The organism is Paenibacillus sp. FSL R10-2796 (genome assembly GCF_037965315.1).
Classification (GTDB): domain Bacteria; phylum Bacillota; class Bacilli; order Paenibacillales; family Paenibacillaceae; genus Paenibacillus_AQ; species Paenibacillus_AQ odorifer.
The window spans coordinates 4,333,815-4,360,604 of record NZ_CP150178.1 but is presented as its reverse complement, the minus strand read 5'-3'; the positions used below and the strand labels follow the sequence as shown (position 1 = coordinate 4,360,604).

Here is a 26,790-nt window from a genome sequence, read left to right as displayed (position 1 = left end):
ATGGTATAATTTCTTTGGTAATAATGAGATAAGTCCGTTGTGTAAAGAGTGGGGAAACCCACTCTTTATCTTTGGTATATAGCAAAAGACAAGTTCGTGGAGGTAATTTTCTTTTGAGCACACCCAAATCTAAAATTAAACAAACGGTAGAGCAGATGCTCGGGCCCTATCTCGACGACAATGGTTTCGAACTGGTGGACGTTGAATACGTGAAGGAAGGCTCCAATTGGTTTCTGCGTATATTCGTAGATAAAGAAGGCGGCATTGATATTGATGACTGCGGGATCATTAGCGAATATTTCAGTCAGAAGTTAGATGAGAATGATCCTATTCCTGAGGCATATTTCCTTGAGGTTTCCTCGCCGGGAGCAGAGCGTCCTCTCAAAAAAACTGCGGATGTAGCTAAAGCGGTAGGTAAGGACGTGTATGTGACTGTTTATGAGCCGATTCAAGGACTCAAAGAATTTGAAGGTCGTTTGCTCTCGTTCGAGAACGAGGAACTGCTCATCTCCGCGGGCAAAAAAGAACATGTAGTACCGTACGCCAAGGTCGCAAGTGCGAGATTGGCCATTATTTTTTAACGTCTTGAAAGGGGGGCCGGAAATTCATGAGTATGGAGTTTATTGAAGCAATGAATGAGCTGGAGAGGGAGAGAGGCATCAGTAAAGATGTGCTGTTTGAAGCGATTGAAGCGGCGCTGATCTCTAGTTATAAACGTAATTTCAATGCAGCACAGAACGTGCGTGTTGACATGAATCGCAATACAGGTGTCATTAAAGTGTTTGCCCGCAAGTTAATTGTTGAGGAGGTCCTGGATACAAGGACTGAAATCTCATTGCCGGCAGCCAGAGAAATTAACCCGCATTTCCAGCTGGAAGATATCGCTGAGCTTGAAGTGACACCGCGTGATTTTGGACGTATTGCCGCACAGACTGCTAAGCAGGTTGTAACTCAACGAATTCGCGAGGCAGAGCGTGGACTTATCTATAATGCTTTTATCGACAAAGAAGATGATATCGTTACTGGACTAGTTCAACGTCAAGATATGCGGAACATTTACATTGATCTTGGTAAAATCGAAGCGGTTCTTCCGCTTAGCGAATTGATGCCAGGTGAAAAGTTCAAACAAAGCGAACGCATCAAGGCTTATATCACAAAAGTTGAGAATACAACAAAAGGTCCGCAGATTATGCTCTCCCGCAGTCATCCTGGATTACTGAAGCGTCTGTTCGAGCTTGAAGTTCCTGAAATATTTGACGGTGTAGTTGAGATTCGTTCTGTAGCCCGTGAAGCCGGCTTCCGCTCGAAGATTGCTGTGTATTCCCGCAATCCAGAAGTAGATCCCGTTGGTTCTTGCGTAGGTCCAAGAGGCACACGCGTTCAGACCATCGTTACTGAGCTTCGCGGTGAGAAGATCGATATCGTCCGTTATTCTGATCTGGTGCAGGAATATGTTGCGAATGCACTTAGCCCTTCAAAGGTTCTTGAAGTTCAAGTCTTTGAAGCGGAGAAGATGGCGAGAGTTATCGTTCCTGATTATCAATTGTCACTGGCTATCGGTATTAAAGGGCAAAATGCACGTCTTGCCGCTAAACTTACCGGCTGGAAGATTGATATCAAGAGTGAAACTCAAGCGGAGCAGGAATACGGCAGACCGAAATCTTCTATTGATGAAATGCATCAGGATTCCGTCTCCATAGATTAATTAACCTGCTTGACGGGAGGCGTTTGTTATGAAACAAAAAAAGGTGCCGCTGCGTAAATGCGTTGCTACCCAAGAGATGATGCCTAAAAAAGAGCTGATTCGTGTGGTAAGAACGCCTGAAGGTGAAGTGCTGATTGATCTGACGGGCAAGAAGTCAGGCCGTGGTGCTTACATATGCGGCAAGCTTGAATGCTTTCAGCTGGCACAAAAGAACAAAGCACTTGACCGTGCATTGAAATGTCAAGTGAGTCCTGAAATCTACGCCCAGCTAGCCCGGGAGTTTACTTCCGTGGAAGAGCAGTTTCTAGCAGCAAAGGATAGTGAGGATAATGAGTAAGGCGCTTTCTTATTTAGGGCTTGCCATGAGAGCAGGCAAGATAGTCACCGGTGACGAGGCTGTACTCAAAGCTGTACGGTCTTCAGAGGCGAAGCTGGTCGTTCTGGCAGGTGACGCTTCAGATAATACCCAAAAAAAGTTCCGTGATAAATGCGGAACTTACGATATTCCACTAGTAATCGCATTTCACCGGGATGAACTCGGTGCAAGTATTGGTAAAGACCAGCGTGTAGTACTGGCCATTACGGATAAAGGATTCGCGGAAATGATCTCCAAGCAACTCGGAGATACTGTCGGAGGTGGATTTATTGACTAAAGAAGAGAACAAAGATAAATTGCGCGTGTACGAATACGCCAAGTCACTAAACATGAGCAGTAAAGAAATTATTACTATTCTGAAGCGTTTGAATGTCCCTGTGAATAATCATATGAGTGTCATGGAGAATGGATCCGTGAACAAAGTTGAACAGTTCTTTAAGGATATCAAATCAAACGCTGCAGCCAAGCGGGATACCGGCACCAGCAGCCGGCCGGTAACAACCGGTGCGGTAACAGCCGAACCTCAAAGTGCTCAGAATGCCAACAAAAATCAACAGGAAAAGCAGGTAGGTATGAACAGTAACCAAAACAACAACCAATCGACGACGTCCCCAAGGCCCCAAAGCGGACAAGATTCCCGCAGAACACAAACAGGTTCAACGCAGAATGCACGTCCGCAACAAAGCGGTGCTCCACGTACTAACAGTACTAGCAGCAGCCGCCCGCAAGGCAGCACTACTGGCGGCAATCGCCCACAAGGTAGCAATACCGGTGGCAGCCGTCTGCAAAGCAGTAATACTGGCGGCAACCGTCCACAAGGTAGCAATACCGGTGGCAGCCGTCCGCAAGGCAGCACTACTGGTGGTAGCCGCCCACAAGGCAGCAACACTGGTGGAAGCCGTCCACAAGGCAGCAACACAAGTGGCAGCCGTCCGCAAGGACAAAGCAGTGCACCACGCACTGACAGCCGTCCACAAGGTCAATCTGGCACAGGCGGAGGTTTCACACGCGGTGATGACAGAGGTCCTAAAAAGAACACAACTGGTGGCAGACCGAATAATAATCAAAGACGTTTCGATGATGGTAAAGGTGGTAACTACCGCGGTCGTGGTGGTAAGAACGGCCGTGGCAAGAACCAGCCAATGGTACACCGCGAGAAGATCGATAACACACCTAAGAAAATCATCGTTCGTGGCAGCATGACCGTTGGTGAAACAGCGAAATTGCTTCACAAGGATGCTTCTGAAGTAATCAAAAAGCTGATTTCGATGGGTGTTATGGCTACCATCAACCAAGAACTTGATATCGACACCATTTTGCTACTCGCTGCTGAATTTGGCGTAGAAGTAGAAGTGAAGATTCCTGTTGACGAGGACAGCTTCGAAACAGTGGAAGAGAATGACAATGAAGAGGATCTTCAGACTCGTCCTCCAGTAGTTACTATTATGGGTCACGTTGACCATGGTAAAACTACACTACTTGATGCTATTCGTTCGACCAATGTGACGCTAGGCGAAGCCGGCGGAATCACTCAGCACATCGGTGCTTATCAAGTCGAAATCAACCAAAAGAAAATCACGTTCCTTGATACACCTGGTCACGAAGCATTTACTGCTATGCGTGCTCGTGGTGCACAGGTTACGGATATGACAATTATCGTAGTAGCTGCTGATGACGGTGTTATGCCTCAGACCGTTGAAGCTATTGCACACGCTAAGGCTGCTGGACTTCCGATTATTGTCGCTGTTAATAAAATCGACAAACCGGGTGCGGATCCTGATAAGGTGAAGCAAGAGCTTACAAGTTATGAACTTGTTCCTGAAGAGTGGGGTGGAGATACCATCTTCGTTAACCTCTCTGCGAAACAACGTATTAACTTGGAAGAACTGCTGGAAATGATCCTGCTCGTAGCTGAAGTTAATGAGTACAAAGCGAACCCTGACAAACGGGCACGCGGTACTGTTATAGAAGCTGAGCTTGATAAATCCCGTGGACCAGTTGCTCGTATACTCGTTCAGAACGGTACGTTGAAAGTCGGCGATGCCTTTGTAGCAGGTAACTGCTTCGGACGTGTACGTGCGATGGTCAATGATAAAGGTCGTAAGATCAAAGAAGCTGGACCATCTACTCCAGTAGAAATTACTGGTTTGACTGAGGTGCCACAAGCTGGCGATCCGTTTATGGCTTTTGAAGACGAGCGTAAAGCGCGTGCGATTGCTGATAGACGTTCTACTTCCCAACGTCAATCTGAGCTGAATACGAACACCCGTGTAACTTTGGATGATCTGTTCCAGCACATTAAAGATGGCGAGATCAAAGACCTTAACGTGATTATCAAAGCTGACGTACAAGGTTCAGTCGAGGCCCTTAAAGGATCCTTGGCTAAGATCGAAGTGGAAGGCGTGCGCGTGAAGATCATTCACAGCGGTGCTGGTGCGATTACTGAATCTGATATTACGCTTGCAGCAGCATCGAATGCTATCGTTATCGGCTTTAACGTTCGTCCAGACGCACAGACCAAAGCAGCTGCTGAGCAAGAAAAAGTAGATGTTCGTCTGCACAACATTATCTACAACGTAATTGAAGAAATCGAAAGTGCCATGAAAGGTATGCTCGATCCTATCTATAAAGAGAATGTTATCGGTCACGCGGAAGTTCGCAGCGTGTTCAAAATCAGCAAAGTGGGTACCATTGCAGGATGTATGGTTACTTCCGGTAAAATTACCCGTAATGCTGAAATGCGCTTGATCCGTAGCGGAATCGTAGTGTTCACAGGTAAGGTTGATACTTTGAAACGTTTCAAAGATGATGCCAAAGAAGTGGCGCAAGGTTATGAATGTGGCATAACTTTGGAACGCTATAATGACGTCCAAGAGGGCGACATTATCGAAGCGTTTCTTATGGAAACTGTAGAGCGCTAAGCGAAGAGGTGAATATAGATGTCTAAAATTAGAGCAGGACGAGTGGGCGAGCAGATCAAGAAAGAGCTTAGTCAACTTATCCAAAGCGGTCTGAAAGACCCTCGAATCGGTTTTGTAACTGTAACTGGCGTAGACGTGACTAACGATCTATCGCAAGCCAAGGTATACCTAAGCGTGTTCGGGGATGAAGAGCAGAAGTCAGACTCGCTTAAAGCGATTGAGAAAGCCAATGGTTTTCTTCGCTCAGAGCTTGGCAAGGCCATTCGCCTTCGGCATACACCGGAGCTGATCTTCAAGTTCGACGAATCTGTCGCTTATGGCAGTCATATTGAGAAGCTTCTTGGAGAGCTTCATAAGAACGATTAGAAATAAGTGATTAAAGTGGGGTTCAAAATAGCGTTATGCTATTTTGAACAACCTTTAAAAAGGAGACGGCGAATGCAGAGCTATGAACAAAGTCTCCAGCAGACCCGTGAGTTTCTGCTGGAACACGACGATTACCTTGTAGTGTCGCATGTTCAGCCGGACGGAGATGCAGTCAGCTCCACCCTTGCGGTGGGCTGGCTTCTCTCATGTCTGGGCAAAAAATATACTATGCTGAATGAAGGACCGATCCCGAAGCGAATGGAATACCTATGGCATTCGGATGAAATCATCAATATGGCCTCTAGTGAACCGCCCCGTCAATACAGCAACGTCATCTGTGTGGATTGTGCGGATTTTCAGCGAGTAGGGCTGACAAATCGCTATTTTGCGAATGAGGCTCTTATCCTGAACATTGATCACCATCCAACAAATAACGGTTATGGATTCGTTAATTTAATCAAACCGGATGCAGCTGCGACAGCGGAAATTTTGTTCGACCTGCTGAAGACATTCGAGATCGAATGGGATATTGATATCGCCACAGCTATATATACGGGTCTGTTAACAGATACCGGTGGTTTTCGTTATACCAACACATCACCAAAAGTAATGGCAGCTGTATCTGAGCTATTATCCCTTGGGGTTAACGGTCCTGAACTCGCTGAGACATTGCTTGAAGAAATGACGCTGCCACAGGTTAAAATATTAAATAAAGCCTTAAATACGCTGGAATTATCTCCTGAAGGAGATATTGCCTGGCTATATGTTACACCCGAGCATATGATCGAATGTGCTGCTGCTAATGAAGATTTGGAAGGAATCGTAAACTACCCTCGTAATATTCGGGGCGTGGAAGTAGGCATTCTTTTTAAAGTTATTCACGAACATGCGGTCAAGGTTAGCCTGCGTTCTGCCGGTAAAGTTGACGTGGCTGCATTGGCGCAAACGTTTGGAGGCGGCGGTCATACCCGTGCTGCAGGTGCGCGTATAGAAGCTACGCTTGAAGAGGCAATAGCTCAGGTGCTTGAGGAGGTAAGACGTCATTTATGAGTGAATTAGAAGGTGTTCTGGCGGTTTATAAACCGGCAGGCTTCACTTCACATGATGTTGTAGCCAAGGCACGTCGGATTCTCGGCATGAAACGAATTGGTCATACGGGGACACTAGATCCCCAAGTGACTGGTGTATTGCCGCTTTGTCTGGGACGTGCGACTCGCGTTGTGGAGTATATTCAGGAGCTGCCCAAAGAATATGTGGCAACACTGAGACTGGGGATGTCCAGTGATACTGAAGACTTAACTGGAACCATTACGGAAACTGTTGATGAGGTTCATATAACTGAGGAAGAGATTCTTGCAGTACTTGCCTCTTTCAAAGGCGTAATTTCTCAGGTTCCTCCCATGTACTCTGCGGTGAAAGTCGACGGCAAACGTCTTTATGAATTGGCTAGAGAAGGCAAAACCGTTGAACGGAAAAGTCGCGAAGTAGAGATTTATGAAATCGAAATGACGGATATGACTTGGGAAGGTAATCATCCCGACATCACTTTCCGGGTATTATGCTCCAAAGGCACGTATATTCGTACACTTTGTGTAGATATCGGTCGTGCGCTTGAACTGCCGGGTGTAATGGTGAAGCTGGAGAGAACAATGTCGGCAGGAATTTCTGCCAGCCATTGTTTATCCCTTGAGGATATTGCCGCGCACAAGGAAGCCGGAACATTGGAAGATCATTTAATCGCTGCTGATGAGGCAATTTCGCATTTGCCTAAGCATACCGTTATGGATGAGAAGAAGAAGGCAGCACTGCAAGGGCAACGTTTGTCTTCGCGGTTCATTGCTCCAGAAGTGAAGACAACAGGTCAAATTCGGCTATACGATCTTCAGGGATTGTTTCTTGGCATTTATGAGCTGGAAGAGACAGGTGCTATTGCCCCAGTAAAGGTGTTTGCACAAGCTTAAATCAATTTTACCAAGTGAATTGTAGGTGAGAAACAGCGTGAGAACCGTAACGTTAACCTATCCGATGTCGCCGGAGACTGCTGCCGAATGGGCACAACCTCAAGTGGCTGCTCTAGGGCAGTTTGACGGCCTGCATCGTGGACATGCCAGCGTCATTACATCCGCTGTAGCCTTAGCCCGTAAACAAGGTGTGCCGGCTGCAGTCCTTACATTTCATCCTCATCCCAAAGATGTTATGGGTAAGGGAGATTATGAAGGGTACTTGACGCCACCCTTTGAAAAGCAAGAGATTCTTGCCAGCATGGGTGTCGATATCCTGTATGTTGTTGAATTTAATGAGCAGCTTTCCCGGGTTAGTCCACAGAATTTTGTCTCTGTTATGCTTTTACCGCTACATATTGTAACAGCAGTTGTTGGCTTTGACTTTCGCTTTGGCTACCAAGGTGAAGGCGATGTTGAGATGCTTCGCAAACTGGGTGAAGGTGTTATGAATGTGGAAGTTGCTCCTCCTTTTCTGCTTGAAGGTGAAAAGGTTAGCAGCTCCGGCATTCGTAAAAGTCTCCAAAATGGAGATCTGGGGCTGGCAAACTCCTGGTTCGGACGTTGCTATCATCTGCGTGGTGAAGTGGGGCATGGTGAGAAGAGAGGCCGCACAATTGGTTTTCCAACTGCCAATTTGAAGCTCAGTGATCATTTTGTCATTCCGACCAAAGGTGTATATGCGGTCCGAGTCTTTTATAAGGATAAAGTTCTGTATGGGGTTATGAATGTGGGTGTTAAACCAACCTTTCATGAGGGTGTGTTAACTCCGAGCTTTGAGGTTCATCTTTTTGACTTCGAGGGTGACCTGTATGATCAAGAGCTTAAGGTAGAATTGGTAGCTTACATTCGTCCAGAACGGAAGTTTGACTCCATTGGAGCATTGATTACTCAGATTGGCGAGGATGCAGAAACCGCGAAGAAGATTCTGGAGTATAATTTATAGTCATCCCGGACAAGCCGTTTACTTTTGTTAATGGAGATGCTATACTAAGTAACGTTGCTGGCTTACAGCATCATAACCTTAGCTTGGTTGCACGTTCTCACCGACGGTGACGAGGCTAGTGGCGATTATATTGAAGGAGGTGAACAGGATGGCATTAACTCAAGAACGTAAACATCAATTGATCGACGAGCACAAAACTCACGAATCCGATACTGGATCCCCTGAGGTGCAAGTTGCTATCCTAACGGAGAACATCGTTAATTTGACTGACCACTTGCGTACGCACAAGAAAGATCATCACTCCCGTCGTGGATTGTTGAAAATGGTTGGACAACGTCGTAAACTTCTGGCGTATTTGAAAAACAAAGACATCAGACGTTACAGCGCCCTGATCGAAAGACTGGGATTGCGTCGTTAATTTTCCATAAGATTACTCTTAAAGCAGCCTGGTTGTATACCGTATGTCCTTCTCGGAGCGACAGCGGGACAGCTGGGTTGCTTTTTGAAAATTTAGGGAAAACTTAATATTAGGATCGATGAGATTATTCGCAAAAACGGCGACTTTACTTTTCAGTAAGGCCCAGCCGTTTCTTCTTATATGCATACAGAATAGGCAGCCTCCTTTGGGACAAGCCTTTCCAATTCATTTAGATCGATATGTGAACCTGCTATTTTAGACTGCGGGTCTACTACTATTCAAGGAGGTATTTATGGAAAAACGTGTAGAAATGCAGCTGGGTGGAAGACGCCTTGTGCTGGAAACGGGCCGCCTGGCTAAACAAGCAAACGCAGCCGTTATGGTGCGTTACGGGGATACTTCGGTATTATGTACCGTTACGGCTTCAAAAGAGCCTAAGGATCTGGATTTTTTCCCGCTTACAGTTAACTATGAGGAAAGATTATATGCGGTAGGTAAAATTCCTGGCGGATTTATTAAACGGGAAGGTAGACCGAGTGAGAAAGCGATTCTGTCAAGCCGTTTGACAGACCGTCCAATCAGACCACTATTCCCTGAAGGATTCCGTAACGATGTTCAGGTATTGAATATGGTAATGAGTGTGGATCAGGACTGCGCACCAGATATTGCTGCTATGATCGGTACTTCAGCTGCACTTAGTATTTCCGATGTGCCTTTTGATGGACCCATCGGCGGCGTTGCTGTAGGTCGGATTAATGGAGAGTTTGTGATCAATCCGGATATGTCTCAGCAAGCAATCAGTGATGTTTATGTGGTGGTTGCTGGAACGAAGGATGCAATCATGATGGTTGAAGCAGAAGCGAACGAAGTGACGGAAGATGTGATGCTCGAAGCGATTATGTTCGGTCATGATGAAATCCGCAAGATCGTTGCAACCATTGAAGAACTGGTTAAAGTGGCTGGTAAAGAAAAAATGGCTGTGAAGCTGCATACAGTGAATGCTGACGTGAATACTGAGGTCCGTGCATTTGCTGAGGCTCGTCTGGTGGAAGCCGTTAAAATAGCTGAAAAACATGCGCGTCAGGAAGCGATTGATGTCGTTAATGATGAAGCGGTTGCGTATTTCGTAGAGAAGTACATAGAAGCACCGGAGCTTCTGAAAGATGTTAAAGAAGTCCTACATGATATCGTGAAGGATGAAGTAAGACGTCTAATCACACATGATAAGGTTCGTCCAGATGGACGTAAACTTGATGAAATCCGTCCGATTGAATGTGATACAAGTCTGTTACCGCGTACACACGGTTCCGGTCTGTTTACACGTGGACAAACACAAATCCTTAGCGTTTGTACTCTTGGAGCACTAGGTGATGTGCAAATTCTTGACGGAATCGATCCTACTGAAACGAAACGTTTCATGCACCATTACAACTTCCCGCCGTTCAGCGTAGGGGAAGCTCGTCCGCTTAGAGCACCAGGACGCCGTGAAATCGGTCATGGAGCACTTGGAGAACGTGCATTATCCAAGGTTATTCCTAGTGAAACTGAATTCCCGTACACGATTCGTCTAGTATCAGAAGCGATTGAATCTAACGGTTCTACTTCCCAGGCAAGTATCTGTGCCAGCATTCTGGCTATGATGGACGCTGGTGTGCCAATCAAAGCACCTGTAGCCGGCGTAGCAATGGGTCTGATCAAAGACGGAGAGCATGTCTCCATCCTGACGGATATTCAAGGTATGGAAGATCATCTCGGAGATATGGACTTCAAGGTAGCTGGTACAGCAGAAGGTGTTACAGCTATTCAAATGGACATTAAGATTGCCGGTATCGATCGCAAAATTCTTCAGGATGCACTTCAGCAGGCTAAAGAAGGCCGTCTGTTCATCTTGGACAAAATGAATGAAGCGATCTCTGCGCCAAGACCTAATCTGTCCAAATATGCTCCAAAAATCATTATTATCAACATCAATCCGGACAAAATCCGTGATGTTATCGGTGCTGGCGGTAAGATTATCAATAAAATTATTGAAGAAACCGGCGTAAAAATCGACATCGAACAAGATGGCCGTGTCTTTATCGGTTCTTCAGATGAAGAAATGATCCAAAAGGCGCGTTCGATTATCGAAGGACTTGTGCGTGAAGTACAAGTTGGAGAAATCTATGTGGGTACAGTTAGACGTATTGAGAAATTTGGAGCATTTGTTGAACTAATTCCGGGTAAAGACGGATTGGTACACATTTCCCAATTGTCTACTGAGCGCGTAGCTAAGGTTGAAGATGTTGTAGCTGTCGGGGATACAATTACCGTTAAAGTTACCGAAATCGACCAACAAGGCCGGGTTAACCTGTCGCGTAAAGCGGTATTGACTTCGGAAACTGGAGCTAAAGCTTAAGTTTCGATTGTAGAGGTACCTTTTCTAAAGTACCTAATAGCATAATAAAAGGAGACAGAAGCGATTGCGTTCTGGCTCTTTTTTTATATGAAATAAAGTAATGTGCATCACTATCACGCCTCTGGCCTCTGTTCTTATGACATAAATTCCTCTCTTGTTTCATAGATTGGGACAAAGTGTCTTTGTATTCGTGTGGAACGGACTACAAGTCGTTTCTACCGGGGAGGAAGTCGTCATGAAGACGGAAAAAGTGGCTTTAGTGGTTGCTTGTATTGCGATCGTGATAGGAATTGGCAGCACTCAGGGACCGGTAAAGGACATGCTTGCGCAATTGAAGCCGCAGGATGACCTAGCTGTGTGGAAGGATATTTCTAAGGCGGAGAACAATGATCTTCGGGCACGGATTGAGACCGCCGCAGCCAAGCTTAATGCCCCTCCAGTGAATGCTGTGGTTGATCGGGTATGGAAGGCGATTCCGGGTTATAACGGGCTTGAAATTGATGTAGAGAGTACATATCGGAATGCTCTTTTGGCACCAAAAGAACCTATAAAATTTGTGTATCGGCAGATCGAACCACAGATATCCCTGAATCAACTGGGGGCTGAACCCATATATCGTGGGAATCCGGCTAAGCCGATGGTATCGCTGATGATTAATGTGGCGTGGGGAAATGAGTACATTGTGCCAATGTTGGATGTTTTGGATGAAGAGAACGTTAAAGTTACGTTTTTTCTGGATGGGAGCTGGCTGAGTAAAAACCCGGAACTGGCTAAAGAAATGCTAAAACGCGGTCATGAGATGGAGAATCACGCTTATACCCACCCTAATATGAGTACTTTAAGTCGTGCACGAGCTACTGTAGAAATTGAGAAGACACAAAAGCTGTTAAAGGAATCGCTTGGAGTCACTAATAAATGGTTCGCCCCCCCTTCTGGTGATTTCGATCAGGAGACGGTAGAAATTGCAGGCAGCTTAGGGCTCAAAACCGTACTATGGACCGTAGATACCGTAGATTGGCGAAATCCGTCTCCTGAATCTGTGGTTGCCAAAATCACAAGCAAAGCGGAACCCGGCACTCTAGTCCTAATGCATCCCACAGCCGCATCCTCCAAAGCTCTGAAGGCCATGATACGTGGAATCAAAGCAAAAGGGTTACAGCTAGGCACAGTTAGTCAAACGCTCTCAGCAGAGCGGCTAATCCCCTCTAATGTTGAGTGAGAGATGTATTTCTGGTAGGATTATAGGCACGTGTAATTAAATTAGATAGAACATGGCTATTAGCCAGGAGGACTTGAAGTGGAAAAAATAGTGTTATCCAATGGTTTACGAGTGGTAATGGAGAAAATCCCGACCGGCCGGTCCGTTTCTTTCGGAATCTGGGTAAAGACAGGCTCTCGGAATGAACATCCTGGAAACAACGGGATATCCCATTTTGTAGAACATATGCTTTTTAAAGGTACGGATCGGTACAGCGCCAAGGATATTGCTGAGCAGTTTGACGCCATCGGCGGCAATGTAAATGCGTTTACCTCAAAGGAATATACATGTTATTATGCTAAAGTATTGGATGAGCATCTGCCTATCGCTGTAGATGTGTTAGCGGATATGTTCTTCCGTTCACGGATGGACGCTGAAGAGCTGGAGAAAGAAAAAAATGTCATCCTTGAGGAAATTTCCATGTGCGAGGACACGCCGGATGATCTTGTGCATGATTTGATGTGTGCTGCTGCCTACAAGGACCATCCGCTTGCGTATTCCATCCTTGGCTTGAAGGAACGGCTAATGGAAATGAAGCCGGATGATCTTCGGGCGTATATGAAGGAACAATACACGATTGAGAATACGGTTATAAGCGTTGCCGGCAACATTAGTGATGGATTGATTGAACTGCTGGAACAGCATTTTGGTTCTTTTGATAATCATGGTACAAGTGCGCCGCTGACTCCACCAGATTACTATGGAGAGCTCTTATTTCACCGCAAGAAAACAGAGCAGAATCACATCTGTCTTTCCTTACCAGGTGTCCGTTCTGGCGATCCCTTGCAGTATGCTATGGTGCTGATTAATAATGCCGTAGGCGGAGGGATGAGCTCCCGCATGTTCCAGGAAATTCGTGAAAAGCGCGGATTAGCTTATTCGGTGTATTCCTATCACAGCTCCCAGGCAGATTCTGGTCTGTTTACGGTCTATGCTGGAACAGCGCCCAAGCAAACAAAGGATGTCATGGAGTTAATCAAGGAAATGATGTACGAACTTGCTACCAACGGCCTCAGTGAAGATGAGCTGAGAAAAGGTAAGGAGCAGCTTAAAGGCAGCCTCATTCTTAGTCTCGAAAGCACTAGCAGCCGAATGAACCGTATCGGAAAAAATGAACTTATGCTCGGAAGACATAATACATTGGACGATATGATCGCCAAAATTCAGCTAGTGACGATGGACAATATCAACAGTGTGCTGGACCATATGTTCGCGGAGCCGCTTTCTTTAGCGATGGTAGGCTCATCAGATAAAGCTATTGCAAATGTTAGGAGAGATGATCTTGTCTTATTACGTACAAATCAATAAACTTGCTGGAAACGAGGATGTAAATCTTCCTTGTAAAATGTCGGAGCAAGCTTCCGGTTATGATCTTTATGCTGCCGTTGCGGGTGAAATTGTACTTGCACCAGGAGAGCGGGCATTAATTCCAACAGGGATTTCACTGGCTATGCCAGAGGGGCTTGAAGCGCAGATCCGTCCGCGTAGTGGACTGGCCTTGAAGCACGGGATTACCTGCTTGAATACACCTGGAACTATAGACGCCGATTACCGCGGAGAGATCAAAGTGCTCTTGATCAATCTGGGGCAGGAGCCTTTTGCTATCGCTCGCAATGAGCGGATTGCCCAAATGGTATTTCAAGCCGTTCCAGTGGTTAATTTGGTGGAAGTGGAAGAGTTGTCCGAAACTCAACGCGGAGCCGGAGGCTTTGGCCATACTGGCAAGTAAGATTGTTGTTACAATTCATTTAAAAAGCTTACGAATTCATGCCCAAGGCATGATTCGTGAGCTTTTTTTATTATGCAGAGTTAATTATCCAAAACTTTAATTTCTTCGATTGTTATACAACTAACCCCGACTTCCCCATCGAATAAACTCAGCATTTTCATTGGCGCTCTGCCACTACTCTAACCCTACCGTCAAAGTAAAGACGAAGCCCCTATCGGACCCCAGTGCTCTTATTTACAACAATTCTGCTTAATTCGGCTGTTTTCGGACCCCAGTGTCACTATTTGATCAATAACACCTGTTATCGAACCTATTTACATCGAATTAGAGCTCTCCAGTCCGAAACTCCTCCTAAAAGGCAAAAAATACACAAATAGTTGCATCTCGGTCCTTAACTCATCAGCCGTAACCCGTAACCCGTTAGTTCATCATCAGCCATGCGTGCCGGGGATTTCATTTCCGCTCTTCACCCATTAACTATGCCCAGCATAAGATGCTTTATAGTCGATAGTGTATGTTGAAAGGAGCGTCATCCCTATGCTTACTGGCGTCAGGATCGTGTTCCTGGGCGGGGACGCGAGACAGCTTGAAGTGATTCGGAAATGTGTGGAATTGGATGCGACGGTAAGCGCTGCCGGGTTCGATAAGTGGGAGGCCCCTAGCCCAGGGGTGAGCCTGGAACAATTGACGGTAGAGCTGCTGAGTAATGCAGATGTATTAGTGTTGCCTACGGTAGGCTGTGATGATGAAGGAAATATTAGTGCTCTATTTTCTTCTGAGCGTTTAACGATTCTGGAGGAGCATTTCACTGCGCTGCCATCCGATTGTTTAGTGTATACCGGTATGGCTAAAAGTTACTTGCGCGGGATGTGTACCCAGTACTCACTGAAGTTAATCGAACTGCTTAATCGTGATGATGTGGCTATTTACAACTCTATCCCGACAGCGGAGGGAGCGCTGGTAATGGCCATTCAGAACACGGATTTTACAATTCACAGCTCGAAGTCAATGGTGCTGGGTTTAGGTAGAACTGGATTTACAATGGCTCGAAGTCTACAGGGACTGGGGGCCAGTGTAAAGGTTGGTGTCAGAAAACAAGAACATTATGCACGTGCTGAGGAAATGGGCTGGAAGCCTTTTATGACCAATGAGTTGCTGCTTCACGTACCGGATGTGGATCTTATATTTAACACGATACCAAGTATGATCATCACCGCGCAGGTGCTCTCGCGGCTTGCGCCGCATTGCGTAATTATTGATCTGGCATCTGCACCAGGCGGCTGTGACTTTCGTTATGCTGAGAAACGTGGGATTAAGGCGATGCTGGCTCCAGGACTCCCTGGCATTGTAGCTCCAAAAAGCGCTGGGATTATTATGGCAAATGCGCTGGTACAGTCGATTTCGGACGAGGCTTTAATCAAGGGGGAGGAATAAAATGGATTGGCACGGAAAAACAGTAGGGTATGCGATCACTGGATCTCATTGCACTTTTGCTGAGGTAATGCCACAAATTCAGCGCTTCGTAGACGGGGGAGCAAACGTAGTACCTATAGTTTCTGCCTCTGTACTAGGAACAGACACCCGCTTTGGGACATCGCAAAATTGGTTAAAACAGTTGAAAGATATAACAGGGAATGATATCATTTCTACAATTGTTGAAGCGGAGCCGCTGGGTCCTTCCAAGCTGCTGGATGTGCTGACAATAGCACCTTGCACAGGAAATACAACGAGTAAACTGGCTAATGCCATGACGGATAGTCCCGTGCTAATGGCAGCTAAATCGCAGATGCGCAACGGACGTCCACTAGTTCTAGCGATATCTACAAATGATGGATTGGGCCTAAATGCCGCGAATATTGCTAAGCTTCTGGTGGCTAAACATATTTATTTTGTACCATTCGGTCAAGATAACCCTGAGGGTAAACCTAACTCGCTCGTGGCACGCATGGATCTTATCCCGGAAGCTTGCTATGCCGCTTTGCAAGGTAAACAACTACAGCCGATGATCATCGAACGGTTTCATTCAGCATAGAAAATTGACAGAGCTCGGCTGATTTTGTTGTGGACAATAAAAGGGGAGATGCACCAAATGAGCAATGAGAAGTGCCAAGATAACGTAGTGGAACCAGCTAAGTTCATTGCTATCAAAAAAATATAAGCAGTATTGCTACCGTCCTCAGGTTCGAGGGCGGTACAGCCATTTAACAACTTACTTAACGAATAAGCTCACGTACCGTAATCTTTTCACGAATGATTAGTGTGTTTGCTTTGATAATAATGGGGGAATTATACATGGGTATTCTGGTACAAAAATTCGGAGGAACATCGCTATCCACACCGCAAGCTAGAGAACACGTAATCCGCAATGTCAAAAGGGAGCTGGCTAGTGGCTATAGCCTTGTAATTGTTGTATCGGCTATGGGCCGTCGTGGAGAGCCTTACGCAACTGACACTTTGCTGGATTGGGCCGTGCAGAACGGAGATGCACTTCCAGACCGGGAAAAAGATCTCTTGATGTGCTGTGGTGAAATTATTTCAGCTACTACTCTATGTGGGCTGCTGGAGAATGAAGGCATCGCTTCTACAGTATTAACGGGAGCTCAGGCAGGATTTCTGACAGACAGCAACTACGGTAATGCCAGAATTCTGGATGTACGTCCGGAACGCATTCTCCGTGAGCTGCGTGAGGATAAGGTGGTTATTGTTACCGGGTTCCAGGGCCAGACTGAAGCGGGTGATTTGACAACTTTAGGCCGTGGCGGCAGTGATACCTCTGCTACAGCACTGGGTGCTGCTCTTCATGCTGATATGGTGGATATTTATACGGATGTTAACGGGATTCTTACAGCAGATCCACGGATCGTTGAAGATGCTAAGCCATTAACTTACGTTAGTTATACTGAAATTTGCAATATGGCTCATCAGGGAGCAAAAGTCATTCATCCACGTGCGGTTGAGATTGCTATGCAGGCACAGATCCCAGTTCGTGTTCGTTCAACCTTTTCAGAAGCTGAAGGTACGTTGGTTACGAATCCAGAAGGATTTAACGATATCCAAGCAGGGGGAATTGTGGATCGATTCGTTACAGGGATTGCTTATGTCAGCAATGTTACACAGATTTCTGTGGAATGCCCGGACGGTAACGGAACCGGAGTGCAGCTGCAAATCTTTAAGAGTATGGCAGATAACGGGATAAGCGTTGATTTTATTAATGTAACACCTACGGAAGCTCTTTATACGGTTTTTGATGACAAATCAGAGAAGGCTATTTCTGCTCTACAGCAGCTGGGTTTGCGACCTAAGAGTTTGTCGGGTTGTGCCAAAGTTTCTGTTATCGGGGGCGGAATTAATGGTGTGCCTGGTATTATGGCGCGCATTGTTGAGGCGCTTAGCTCGCAAAACATTCAAATTCTACAATCCGCGGATTCGAATACAACGATATGGGTGCTTGTGAAAAAAGAAGATATGGTGCAGTCCCTGCGTTCGCTGCATGCTATGTTTGAATTGCACCGCTGACAAGGAGGAATTCAAAGTGGATTTCGGAAGATTAATAACAGCCATGGTAACCCCTTTTGATGGGGATGGAGAAATCAACTGGGATGTAACTTCACAGCTTGTCGATTATTTAATTGAGGTACAGAAATCAGAGGCTTTGGTTGTCTGCGGAACGACAGGGGAATCGCCTACGTTAAGCGATGAGGAAAAGCTGCAGCTGTTTTCTTTTGTGCTGGAAAAGGCGAATGGACGTTGTAAAGTTATTGCTGGAACTGGCAGCAATAACACGAAACATTCCATTCATCTGACGAAGGAAGCGGAGAAAATAGGCGTAGATGGAGTGCTTTTGGTCGTTCCTTATTATAATAAACCGAATCAGGAAGGTCTTTATCAGCATTTTTCCACGATTGCTTCAGAGACTTCATTACCAGTGATTCTATATAATGTTCCAGGTCGAACAGGTGTAAGTATGAGCGTGGCCACTACCCTGCGGCTTGCTGAGATTCCGAACATCGTTGCTACGAAAGAATGCGCGTCTGTAGATCAGGTAACACTTATTGCCTCTGCTTGTTCAGATGATTTCCGTGTATATACGGGTGATGATGCCTCAGGTCTTCCCAGTCTGGCTGTCGGTGGATACGGAATTATAAGTGTATCTAGCCATGTGGTTGGTGCGCAGATGTCAGAAATGATTTACGCTTATACCTCCGGCAATGTTCAGCTTGCTGGAGAGATTCATCGCCAGCTGTTCCCGATTTTTAAAGGAATGTTTGAATGCCCACAACCGCTGCCCAATCCTTCAGCTGTAAAATATGCTTTAGGACTCAAGGGGATCCCTGTGGGCGGAGTCAGATTGCCGCTTATTTCGCCAACGGAAGCGGAAGCGGCTTTTATTGAAGCACTTTTTCACTAAGAATTAATCATTGCTGATGTACGTTCTAAACCGGCTACTCTATTGAGGGAGCCGGTTTTTGCATTTATATTTTTTTTCTGAAATATTGAGGCGAATTTAAGGAAAGAATTTGGATACGAGGCGGATGACTTGTCTTTTGCCAAAAAAATCATGTATAATGATCTTAAGTGACTGGGTGCGGTTAAAATTAAATATGCGGTAATCTTCCGTCAATGTAATACATTGTGAGACAGGATAGGTCCCAAGATGAGTCTGTTTAAATAAATGACATGTCTTCGCGCGAGGGGCGCGACGGTGAATTTTGACGGCGTTTGTCCGCTTCAATATGAACTTTACTGCCCGGAATCGGGAGCTTTCGCATTGCGCATTTTACAGATTTCAGGAATTTCCTCGTCGATTGGAAGTTATTGGCTGTTTGAAAGAAATGTGTTCAGCGCCGCTGAAATAATCGAAGTTCGATATTTACCAATAAAAGTATGACGTCCAACATCATAGGAGGGTTAGATTCATTTGTCCAAAAAAAACAACAACGATAAATTGACGATTTTCGCATTGGGCGGAGTCGGAGAAATCGGGAAAAACATGTATGTTATTCAATACGGAGCTGACATTGTAGTCGTGGATTCGGGACTCAAGTTTCCGGAAGAGGATATGCTCGGTATTGACATCGTAATTCCTGATATCTCGTATTTGACAGAGAACCGTGACAAGGTAAGAGGTATTGTGCTTACTCACGGACACGAGGATCACATCGGTGGTCTACCTTATGTCCTGAAGAATTTGAATGTTCCAGTCTATGGAACAAGATTGACTTTAGGTCTTGTAGAGAACAAATTGAAGGAAGCGAACCTGCTGGGTGACACCAAACGGATTCTGATCAACGAAGATTCAGAAATTCAATTGGGGAACTCACTTAAGGTAACTTTCTTTAGAACCAACCACAGTATTCCTGATTCCGTGGGTGTATGCATTGAGACTCCGGAAGGAAATGTTGTTCATACGGGCGATTTCAAATTTGACCACACCCCAGTCAACGGTCAATTTGCAAATCTGCATCGGATGGCAGAGATTGGCCAAAAGGGCGTACTTGCTCTTTTGTCGGATAGTACGAATGCTGAGAAACCAGGCTTTACCCCATCTGAGAAGAATGTCGGTATTGTGCTGGAAGATATTTTCCGCAAGGCTGAGCAACGTGTCGTTGTAGCAACTTTTGCTTCCAATGTGCACCGTATTCAACAAGTGGTTAATGCAGCAGAATCTACGGGTCGTAAGATTACAGTAATTGGCCGCAGTATGGTCAACGTTGTATCCATCGCTTCAGAGCTTGGATATTTGAACGTACCTGACGGAATGCTGATCGAACCGGAAGAAATGAATAGAATGGCAGCAAATCGTGTAGTTGTTCTTTGCACAGGCAGCCAAGGCGAGCCAATGTCTGCATTGACACGTATGGCACGTTCTAGTCATCGTAAAGTAGATATCCTGCCAGGCGATACCGTTATTATTGCGGCAACACCTGTGCCAGGTAATGAGAAGTATGTAGGCCGTACTATCGATGAATTGTTCCGTCTTGGTGCTAATGTGATTTACAGCGGTTCCAACTCCGGCGTTCACGTATCCGGTCACGGTAGTCAAGAAGAACTTAAGCTTATGCTTAACCTGATGAAACCGAAATTCTTCATTCCGATCCACGGTGAATACCGCATGCAGCGCAAACATGCTTTGCTGGCAGAATCGGTTGGCGTAGAGCCACAGAACATTTTCATCACTGAAATCGGTGAAATTGTTGAAATCCAAGGCGGTGCCGCTCGTAAGGCTGGCAAAGTAACAGCTGGTAACGTATTGATTGACGGACTAGGTGTAGGCGATGTTGGTAACATTGTATTGCGTGACCGTAAGTTGCTTTCTCAAGATGGTATCTTGGTTGTCGTGGTTACACTTAGCAAGCAGAATGGTGCAATTGTTTCTGGACCTGACATCATTTCACGTGGTTTTGTTTATGTTCGGGAGTCCGAAGGGCTGCTCGACGAAGCTAACCGAATTGTATCCAGTACATTGCAACGCCTGATGAGTGAAAAAGTAAATGAGTGGGCTTCCCTTAAAACAAGCGTAAAAGATTCACTGGGCCGTTTCTTATATGAACAAACGCGCCGCAGACCGATGATTTTGCCAATTATCATGGAAGTGTAAGGAGAGTTTCTCCTTCAATGAATATATAGCTAGGGCTGAGCCCCTTTTCCCCGGAAATATTGGACGGTTTCCACGGGAGAAGGGGTTTTTGTATGTTCATAATCTGAAATTTGCATAATGCAGCACCCTGAAACGTCATACTAAGGATTGTTAGTAAGGCAACAGCAGACTAGAGCTGCATATAACAAGGGAGAGCTGCGAAGATGAACTACATCGAAGGATCAAATGGAGCAAAAAATGAGGAAGTTGTCCCAGGAGAAACTAATCCGAATCCTAATGAAAATATGCCGCCCACTACAATGGGAGCGATTAAGGAGCTTGGACAAACAGTAGTCCCAAGTGGAGAGCCTGATATTTTTTGCTTAACGATTATTGGTCAGATTGAAGGACATATTGTTATGCCTCCACAGAACAAAACAACAAAGTATGAGCATATCATTCCGCAGCTGGTGGCAGCTGAGCAGAATAAAAACATCAAAGGCCTGCTTATCATTTTAAATACAGTAGGTGGAGATGTAGAAGCGGGATTAGCAATTGCGGAAATGATTGCATCCCTCTCCAAGCCAACGGTAACCGTAGTCATTGGAGGCGGGCACAGCATCGGGGTGCCGATTGCAGTTTCCTCCACTTATTCGATTATTGCTGAAAGTGCAACGATGACGATTCATCCGATTCGAATGAATGGTTTAGTGATCGGAGTGCCGCAAACTTTCGAGTATATGGAGAAAATGCAGGAACGTGTCGTTAAATTTGTGACTTCCCATTCGCGTATTTCTGAAGAACAGTTCCGTGATCTCATGTTTAAGACAGGTGAGCTCAATCGTGATATCGGGACGGCTGTGGGGGGCTTGGATGCCGTTAAATATGGTCTGATGGATGAGGTCGGCGGGATCGGAGCGGCACTTGCTCATCTTAACCGAATGATCGGCGGGGATTTCTCAGCATCGACTCCAGGAGGGATTACGCAATGACACTGTACACAGTAGTTGCAATGGAACAGGTGTGGGAGGGGGCATTTAACAATTATGCCGCAACCCGAGAAGTTAGTGTGCAGGGAATGCTGATGCAGGTTGAACCGATGGAGGAAGGACGTGCGCGGATTGTGAGATTATTGGATTGTCCGCTGAACCGTTATCTAGATCCGGCGTTCTCTCCAGGTTCGATAATTACATTAACATAAAGATTCATTTTCTGACAAAAGAGAACATAGGTACGCCACGCCATTATATGGTATAATGTTGTTCCGGGGGTGGCTGGCGTGGCTAAACGAAAAAAGAAGAAGAAAAAAGCGCTGCTCGGCAGCGTTTTAAAATATGAAATATATGGAATTTTATTAATAACTATTTCCGTCATTGCACTGTCTGGTGAAGCAGCCGTAGGGCGCTCACTTTCAAGTATGGCGGGTTACTTATTAGGGAGATTTTATTTTGTGTTGCCGCTTATCGGCATTTTTTATGGACTTATGGTGATGATCCATCGAAGATGGCCTTCCTCGTGGAACAGCAGGCATACTGGCGTGCTTCTGCTTCTATTGTCTATGTGCCTTATGAGCACAATATCTGCAATGGAGCAGAAGCTTGGCCCGTTGTCTTTGTTACATCCTGGCAATGTAATGACACAAATACATAATGATCTTTCGGGATCACTTTCACCTGGCTCGAACGAAAGCAATGTCTATATGCTGGGTAAGGATATAAGCGGAGGGTACATTGGCGGGTTGGAGTATGCAGCGCTGTTATGGCTTTTTGGTAGTCTGGGCGCTAAGCTGCTTATGATCGTCATGCTGGCGATCAGCTTTATGCTAATTACCAACTTGTCCTATGTGGAGATTTTTACGCTTTTGCGAGTGCGCTTGGTTAAGTTTGTGGAGGGGATTCGTCTCCATGCTGCAAACCGTCCGAAGGCGGTTCCGGTAGCGGCCAGACCTTCTAGAGCAGCTGCTCCAGCTAAAGCTCGGCAGATGAAGCAGCCTGTCTATGATGACGAGGAGGAAGAAGACGATCGGTATTTGCCTAATCGCAAACAACCTGTCCTTTTGAAAAAAATATCTGGCTGGTTCTCAGGCTCCACGCGTTCACAGGTGGAAGCAGATTCTGAGGATGACGATCAGGGTCCAATTGTGACAAGTGCTTCAACCGGTCCGATTATTTCGGGATTAACTCCAGATAGTCATGTAATTCCATTAGACGATATCGATCATGATTTTGATGATGCGGATCTGGATATTGAACCTGTGACGCCTATTATTCGTGACTTCTTTGAACATATCCGTTCAGAAGGGTTAAACGAAGAAGACCGGGAAGAGTGGAGTGAATTCTCACCCGCAGCTCGTGGTGAAGCAGCTAAACCTGCTGTAGCCGGACCTAATGCCGTTAAGCAGCAGCCTGCGGATGAGTCTGAGGAGAATGTAAGCATAGACTTGGAAGGCCTGCTAGGTGCTTCTCCAGATGGAGAGATTATTCCTGCTCCTCCAGCACCACCTCCACCGAAGCCATATAAGCTGCCATCGTTCCGTCTTCTAGCCAAACCTAACAATGGTGGCAAAGCTGGAGATCAGAATGATTATATGCAGACAGCCCGTAAGTTAGAAGCAACACTTGAAAGCTTTGGGGTACGGGCTAAGGTGCTGGAGGTAGTAAGAGGCCCAGCGGTTACGAGGTATGAGATACAACCGGATATTGGGGTTAAGGTTAGCCGTATTGTAAATCTGACGGATGACATTGCCCTTGCACTTGCAGCCAAAGATATTCGGATGGAAGCGCCGATTCCGGGTAAATCTGCAATTGGGATAGAAGTTCCGAACTCTGAGGTGTCTATTGTTACCATGCGCGAAGTTATGGAAACACAGATTTTTCAGGAGGCTGAATCCAGATTATCGATTGCTTTTGGCCGTGATATTTCCGGCCAGACCATTATTGGCAATCTGGCTAAGATGCCCCATTTATTGGTGGCCGGTGCAACAGGCTCCGGTAAATCTGTCTGCATCAACGGGATTATAACAAGCATCTTATACAAAGCTAAACCTGATGAAGTTAAATTCCTCATGGTCGATCCTAAGATGGTAGAGCTGAATGTGTATAACGGAATTCCCCATCTTCTGGCTCCGGTTGTCACAGATCCCAAGCGGGCAAGTCTTGCTTTGAAGAAGATTGTTGTGGAAATGGAGAAGCGTTACGAGCTATTCTCCAAATCGGGAACACGGAATATGGAAGGTTATAATAAGCTAATGGCTGAGAATCCAGCGGCAATTCTCCCGTATATCGTTGTTATTGTGGACGAGCTTGCTGATTTGATGATGGTTGCAGCCAATGATGTCGAGGATGCAATTTGCCGACTTGCACAAATGGCGCGGGCGGCTGGAATTCATTTAATTATCGCTACACAACGCCCTTCAGTAGATGTAATCACAGGTTTAATTAAAGCTAATATTCCATCCCGGATCGCTTTTGGCGTATCGTCCAATGTGGATTCACGTACCATTTTGGATATGCCCGGTGCAGAGAAGCTGTTAGGCCGAGGTGATATGTTGTTCTTGCCAATGGGCGCATCTAAACCTATTCGTGTACAGGGAGCTTTTATGAGCGACCAAGAAGTAGAGACTATTGTTCAATATGTCAGCAGTCAAGGTGAAGCCGAATACGATGAGTCCATCGTTCCTGAAGTGGATGATACAATCACTGAGGATCAGGAGCCACAGGATGAATTATACGAGCAGGCCGTACAAATTGTGCTGGAGGCTAAGCAGGCTTCAGTGTCGCTGCTACAGCGTCGTATGCGTGTCGGTTATACCCGTGCAGCCCGGTTGATTGACTCTATGGAGGCTCGTGGAGTCATCGGTCCTTACGAGGGCAGCAAGCCGCGTGAGGTGCTGGTGTCACTTGAGCAATATCAGCATAACAAGATCAGCTCCTAAGCTGGACAAGCCCGTCGAAACCTTCAATAGACAGTAAAAGAGATGGCCACTTTATGAAGTGGACCATCTCTTTTTTGTATCCTGAGTACTTATTTGACTCTTGGTGCAGCAAGCAAAGCTTCAACAATATAATCCAGTTGCACATTTAGAGAATAGATATCACTGTAATAACCTAATCCAAAATCAATTTCCATCAAACGGCCTTCTTTCACGGCAGGGATATTGTTCCAAATTGGGTTTTGGGTCAGATCAGCCATACCATCATAAGAGGAGCGGAAGATATAGTCACCGCTGTATTTGCCAAGGACTTCAAAGGATACGGATTCGCCATCCGCACCAGTCGCCGTATCTATTTTCTGTTGAATGATTTCCGGCGCCTTCATGCCTAAATATTCATAAATGATTTGCGAACCACGTCCGAATTGTTTGCTTGCCACAACAGCCATACTGTTGTCTTTACCACCTTCCATGATGGATATTGTGTGATCCAGAATACCAGCTTCTTGCAGCTTTTGTTTGCTGTCTTCAACTTTTTTATGGAAATCAGTAAATAATTCTTTTGCTTGATCTTCTTTGCCTACGACTTGTCCAATAAAGGACACCCGTTCTTCTGTTGACATTTTTTCATACGGAACTAACACTGTTGGTGCAATTTGGTGGAGGGCTTCATAAGTTTCCTCTGACGGCACGATGATAAGATCAGGATTTAGAGCAAGGATTGCTTCAGGGCTAGCCTCAAACCAGGTGCCAAGCTTTTGCACATCTTTTAGCTCATCTTCAAATGCAGCACCCTCGGACACATCGGATACACCTATAGGTTTAATGCCTAGAGCCAGTACATCACCGAGCAAATAAAGAACTACGACTCTTTGTGGACTAGTGGGAACGGCAATGTCTCCTTTAACTGTGGAAATTATCCGGGTTTGTTGTTCGACAGCAGCTTTGTCTGTATTTGCTCCTGTACTTGTTTCTGCTGAGGGGGTTGGTGTCCCATTGCTTGACGCATTTGAATTTGTGGTTCCCGTGGAACAAGCGCTTAACACTATGGTAAAGCATAATAACAGGGTGAGCAGTAATGATGGTTTGGCATTTCTAAACATTGGTAATTCCCCTTCTCCGTTATAATGATAATGATTATCATAATCAATATAACGGAGAGGTTGTGTTCGGGCAATGTCAGTTTGCGCACCTTGGGATGGCATATCACGCCAACTGGGTTGGGTGATCAATTTATTTTTGTATCGGACAGGGGAGGTTCCGTAATATTTTTTGAACATTTTTCCTAGATAATAGCCATCAGGATAACCTACTGCAATTGCGATGTCATGCAAGCTCGCCTCAGTGTTCAGGAGCAGTATTTTCGATTTTTCCATGCGGATGCTGATTAAGTACTGAGCAGGGCTAGTCTGCAGCCGTGTTCTGAATAATCTGGATAATGTTCTAGGGCTGCTGTTTACCGCTTTAGCTAATTTTTCAAGAGAGAAGTTTTCCTTATAATAAGTCTGCATATAGCGAATTGCTTGATCTAGCGGATCAGGTTGTATTAACTGTGTTCCCAACGTATGCAGCTGCCTAAGCAGCTCATAAATCCATTGATAAAACAGTGTTTTAACATGCAGCCGATCCAAAAGACCTGTTTTGCCCCAATCAGTAAACATGTTCTCCATCTTATCAAATAAGGGCAGTGGACTAGTAGGCGTAAATCCATATTGAAGATTAAAGGGATTATTGTGTTCCATAATTGCTTTTAGATTGTTGCGTGAGGCGAGTGAAAGGTTTGCTTTATATAAAATTAAGTAATACTCCAGTAGTTCCTCCGTGCGTAAAAATTGAATTTTCATTCCTTTTCCACCATGAAGGATATGAAAGTTGCCGATCTCGTGCGGGACCTCGTCAATCAGTATTTCGGCCTTGCCGTTTATGATCAACAAGAATGCGCTTGAGGGCAGCTGATAATGTGAATTCAGATCACTTGATCGTTGAAAAGTATGGCGTATATCAATAATTTCTATTAATGCGTGGTTCCACAATAAAATGTGGTCCTTTAAATTCATGATTAATATCAACTCCAACGTTTTCTTATTTCGATTATAGTTGATAATTATTCTCAATTACAATGAAACGCTATTACTTCTTTTTTAGTAATGCATAGGATGTCCTGACAG

General features: G+C 45.5%; 23 protein-coding genes. 22 read left to right on the top strand and 1 reads right to left on the bottom strand.

All coding sequences use genetic code 11. The features are described 5' to 3' along the window. Positions 1 to 113 precede the first annotated feature (113 nt). From rimP to NST58_RS19585, 22 genes are all read left to right on the top strand, one after another. Positions 114 to 581: a ribosome maturation factor RimP gene (gene rimP, locus NST58_RS19690; protein ID WP_339243921.1), complete on the top strand. Its 468-nt coding sequence runs from the start codon at positions 114 to 116 to the stop codon at positions 579 to 581. A gap of 26 nt (positions 582 to 607) precedes the next feature. After that, positions 608 to 1,705: a transcription termination factor NusA gene (nusA, locus tag NST58_RS19685; protein WP_036688470.1), complete on the top strand. Its 1,098-nt coding sequence runs from the start codon at positions 608 to 610 to the stop codon at positions 1,703 to 1,705. A 28-nt stretch (positions 1,706 to 1,733) separates the two neighbouring features. Then, positions 1,734 to 2,042 carry a YlxR family protein gene (locus NST58_RS19680; RefSeq protein WP_036688467.1) on the top strand — a complete coding sequence of 103 codons (309 nt, stop codon included), beginning with the start codon at positions 1,734 to 1,736 and terminating at the stop codon, positions 2,040 to 2,042. Beyond that, positions 2,035 to 2,358 carry a YlxQ family RNA-binding protein gene (locus tag NST58_RS19675; RefSeq protein ID WP_036688466.1) on the top strand — a complete coding sequence of 108 codons (324 nt, stop codon included), beginning with the start codon at positions 2,035 to 2,037 and terminating at the stop codon, positions 2,356 to 2,358. The genes NST58_RS19680 and NST58_RS19675 overlap by 8 nt, the downstream gene beginning before the upstream one ends. Continuing rightward, complete coding sequence (infB, locus tag NST58_RS19670; protein WP_339243919.1) at positions 2,351 to 5,002, top strand: translation initiation factor IF-2; 2,652 nt, start codon at positions 2,351 to 2,353, stop codon at positions 5,000 to 5,002. Before NST58_RS19675 ends, infB begins: the two co-directional genes overlap by 8 nt. Positions 5,003 to 5,020: 18 nt before the next feature. Then, positions 5,021 to 5,368: a 30S ribosome-binding factor RbfA gene (gene rbfA / locus NST58_RS19665; RefSeq protein WP_076127845.1), complete on the top strand. Its 348-nt coding sequence runs from the start codon at positions 5,021 to 5,023 to the stop codon at positions 5,366 to 5,368. Between the two features lie 72 nt (positions 5,369 to 5,440). Beyond that, positions 5,441 to 6,418 carry a bifunctional oligoribonuclease/PAP phosphatase NrnA gene (locus NST58_RS19660; protein WP_076106341.1) on the top strand — a complete coding sequence of 326 codons (978 nt, stop codon included), beginning with the start codon at positions 5,441 to 5,443 and terminating at the stop codon, positions 6,416 to 6,418. Then, entirely contained in the window at positions 6,415 to 7,329 is a 915-nt protein-coding gene (gene truB / locus NST58_RS19655; RefSeq protein ID WP_339243918.1) for a tRNA pseudouridine(55) synthase TruB, read from the top strand. Before NST58_RS19660 ends, truB begins: the two co-directional genes overlap by 4 nt. 37 nt (positions 7,330 to 7,366) lie before the next feature. After that, positions 7,367 to 8,314, top strand: coding sequence for a bifunctional riboflavin kinase/FAD synthetase (locus NST58_RS19650; RefSeq protein WP_076127848.1), 948 nt, complete (start codon positions 7,367 to 7,369; stop codon positions 8,312 to 8,314). 148 nt (positions 8,315 to 8,462) lie between these two features. Further along, a complete protein-coding gene (gene rpsO / locus NST58_RS19645) occupies positions 8,463 to 8,732 on the top strand; it encodes a 30S ribosomal protein S15 (protein ID WP_036656390.1) in 270 nt (89 codons plus the stop codon). A gap of 292 nt (positions 8,733 to 9,024) precedes the next feature. After that, positions 9,025 to 11,127, top strand: coding sequence for a polyribonucleotide nucleotidyltransferase (pnp, locus tag NST58_RS19640; RefSeq protein ID WP_076127850.1), 2,103 nt, complete (start codon positions 9,025 to 9,027; stop codon positions 11,125 to 11,127). A 235-nt stretch (positions 11,128 to 11,362) separates the two neighbouring features. Further along, entirely contained in the window at positions 11,363 to 12,346 is a 984-nt protein-coding gene (locus NST58_RS19635) for a polysaccharide deacetylase family protein (RefSeq protein ID WP_076182607.1), read from the top strand. Between the two features lie 78 nt (positions 12,347 to 12,424). Beyond that, the gene (locus NST58_RS19630) at positions 12,425 to 13,693 is read left to right on the top strand and encodes a pitrilysin family protein (RefSeq protein ID WP_036688449.1); all 1,269 of its coding nucleotides are present in this window, start codon (positions 12,425 to 12,427) and stop codon (positions 13,691 to 13,693) included. After that, positions 13,668 to 14,114, top strand: coding sequence for a dUTP diphosphatase (gene dut / locus NST58_RS19625; RefSeq protein WP_172628834.1), 447 nt, complete (start codon positions 13,668 to 13,670; stop codon positions 14,112 to 14,114). Before NST58_RS19630 ends, dut begins: the two co-directional genes overlap by 26 nt. Positions 14,115 to 14,651: 537 nt before the next feature. After that, positions 14,652 to 15,548: a dipicolinate synthase subunit DpsA gene (gene dpsA, locus NST58_RS19620; RefSeq protein WP_339243915.1), complete on the top strand. Its 897-nt coding sequence runs from the start codon at positions 14,652 to 14,654 to the stop codon at positions 15,546 to 15,548. A gap of 1 nt (position 15,549) precedes the next feature. Next, positions 15,550 to 16,146, top strand: coding sequence for a dipicolinate synthase subunit B (locus NST58_RS19615; protein ID WP_036688443.1), 597 nt, complete (start codon positions 15,550 to 15,552; stop codon positions 16,144 to 16,146). 260 nt (positions 16,147 to 16,406) lie between these two features. After that, positions 16,407 to 17,630, top strand: a complete 1,224-nt coding sequence (gene dapG / locus NST58_RS19610; protein WP_036688442.1) for an aspartate kinase — start codon at positions 16,407 to 16,409, stop codon at positions 17,628 to 17,630. A gap of 16 nt (positions 17,631 to 17,646) precedes the next feature. Beyond that, positions 17,647 to 18,522 (top strand): 4-hydroxy-tetrahydrodipicolinate synthase, encoded by an 876-nt coding sequence (dapA, locus tag NST58_RS19605; RefSeq protein ID WP_339187540.1) that lies wholly within the window; start codon positions 17,647 to 17,649, stop codon positions 18,520 to 18,522. Positions 18,523 to 19,032: 510 nt separating this feature from the next. Beyond that, positions 19,033 to 20,712: a ribonuclease J gene (locus tag NST58_RS19600; protein WP_076127859.1), complete on the top strand. Its 1,680-nt coding sequence runs from the start codon at positions 19,033 to 19,035 to the stop codon at positions 20,710 to 20,712. Between the two features lie 203 nt (positions 20,713 to 20,915). After that, the gene (locus NST58_RS19595; RefSeq protein WP_076136428.1) at positions 20,916 to 21,683 is read left to right on the top strand and encodes an ATP-dependent Clp protease proteolytic subunit; all 768 of its coding nucleotides are present in this window, start codon (positions 20,916 to 20,918) and stop codon (positions 21,681 to 21,683) included. Further along, positions 21,680 to 21,892: a YlzJ-like family protein gene (locus tag NST58_RS19590; protein ID WP_076127863.1), complete on the top strand. Its 213-nt coding sequence runs from the start codon at positions 21,680 to 21,682 to the stop codon at positions 21,890 to 21,892. The genes NST58_RS19595 and NST58_RS19590 overlap by 4 nt, the downstream gene beginning before the upstream one ends. A gap of 78 nt (positions 21,893 to 21,970) precedes the next feature. Beyond that, a complete protein-coding gene (locus NST58_RS19585) occupies positions 21,971 to 24,625 on the top strand; it encodes a DNA translocase FtsK 4TM domain-containing protein (RefSeq protein ID WP_339243913.1) in 2,655 nt (884 codons plus the stop codon). 89 nt (positions 24,626 to 24,714) lie between these two features. On the opposite strand, the gene NST58_RS19580 is transcribed toward NST58_RS19585, so the two are convergent. Then, on the bottom strand, positions 24,715 to 26,679 hold the full coding sequence (locus tag NST58_RS19580; protein WP_339243912.1) for an AraC family transcriptional regulator: 1,965 nt from the start codon (positions 26,677 to 26,679) through the stop codon (positions 24,715 to 24,717). Positions 26,680 to 26,790: the final 111 nt, after the last annotated feature.

Coding starts and splice junctions, on each gene's coding strand:
- nusA (WP_036688470.1), top strand. CDS start 608: ATGAGTATGGAGTTTATTGAAGCAATGAATGAGCTGGAGAGGGAGAGA.
- NST58_RS19680 (WP_036688467.1), top strand. CDS start 1,734: ATGAAACAAAAAAAGGTGCCGCTGCGTAAATGCGTTGCTACCCAAGAG.
- NST58_RS19675 (WP_036688466.1), top strand. CDS start 2,035: ATGAGTAAGGCGCTTTCTTATTTAGGGCTTGCCATGAGAGCAGGCAAG.
- rbfA (WP_076127845.1), top strand. CDS start 5,021: ATGTCTAAAATTAGAGCAGGACGAGTGGGCGAGCAGATCAAGAAAGAG.
- NST58_RS19660 (WP_076106341.1), top strand. CDS start 5,441: ATGCAGAGCTATGAACAAAGTCTCCAGCAGACCCGTGAGTTTCTGCTG.
- truB (WP_339243918.1), top strand. CDS start 6,415: ATGAGTGAATTAGAAGGTGTTCTGGCGGTTTATAAACCGGCAGGCTTC.
- rpsO (WP_036656390.1), top strand. CDS start 8,463: ATGGCATTAACTCAAGAACGTAAACATCAATTGATCGACGAGCACAAA.
- pnp (WP_076127850.1), top strand. CDS start 9,025: ATGGAAAAACGTGTAGAAATGCAGCTGGGTGGAAGACGCCTTGTGCTG.
- NST58_RS19635 (WP_076182607.1), top strand. CDS start 11,363: ATGAAGACGGAAAAAGTGGCTTTAGTGGTTGCTTGTATTGCGATCGTG.
- dpsA (WP_339243915.1), top strand. CDS start 14,652: ATGCTTACTGGCGTCAGGATCGTGTTCCTGGGCGGGGACGCGAGACAG.
- NST58_RS19615 (WP_036688443.1), top strand. CDS start 15,550: ATGGATTGGCACGGAAAAACAGTAGGGTATGCGATCACTGGATCTCAT.
- dapG (WP_036688442.1), top strand. CDS start 16,407: ATGGGTATTCTGGTACAAAAATTCGGAGGAACATCGCTATCCACACCG.
- NST58_RS19595 (WP_076136428.1), top strand. CDS start 20,916: ATGAACTACATCGAAGGATCAAATGGAGCAAAAAATGAGGAAGTTGTC.
- NST58_RS19590 (WP_076127863.1), top strand. CDS start 21,680: ATGACACTGTACACAGTAGTTGCAATGGAACAGGTGTGGGAGGGGGCA.
- NST58_RS19580 (WP_339243912.1), bottom strand. CDS start 26,679: ATGAATTTAAAGGACCACATTTTATTGTGGAACCACGCATTAATAGAA.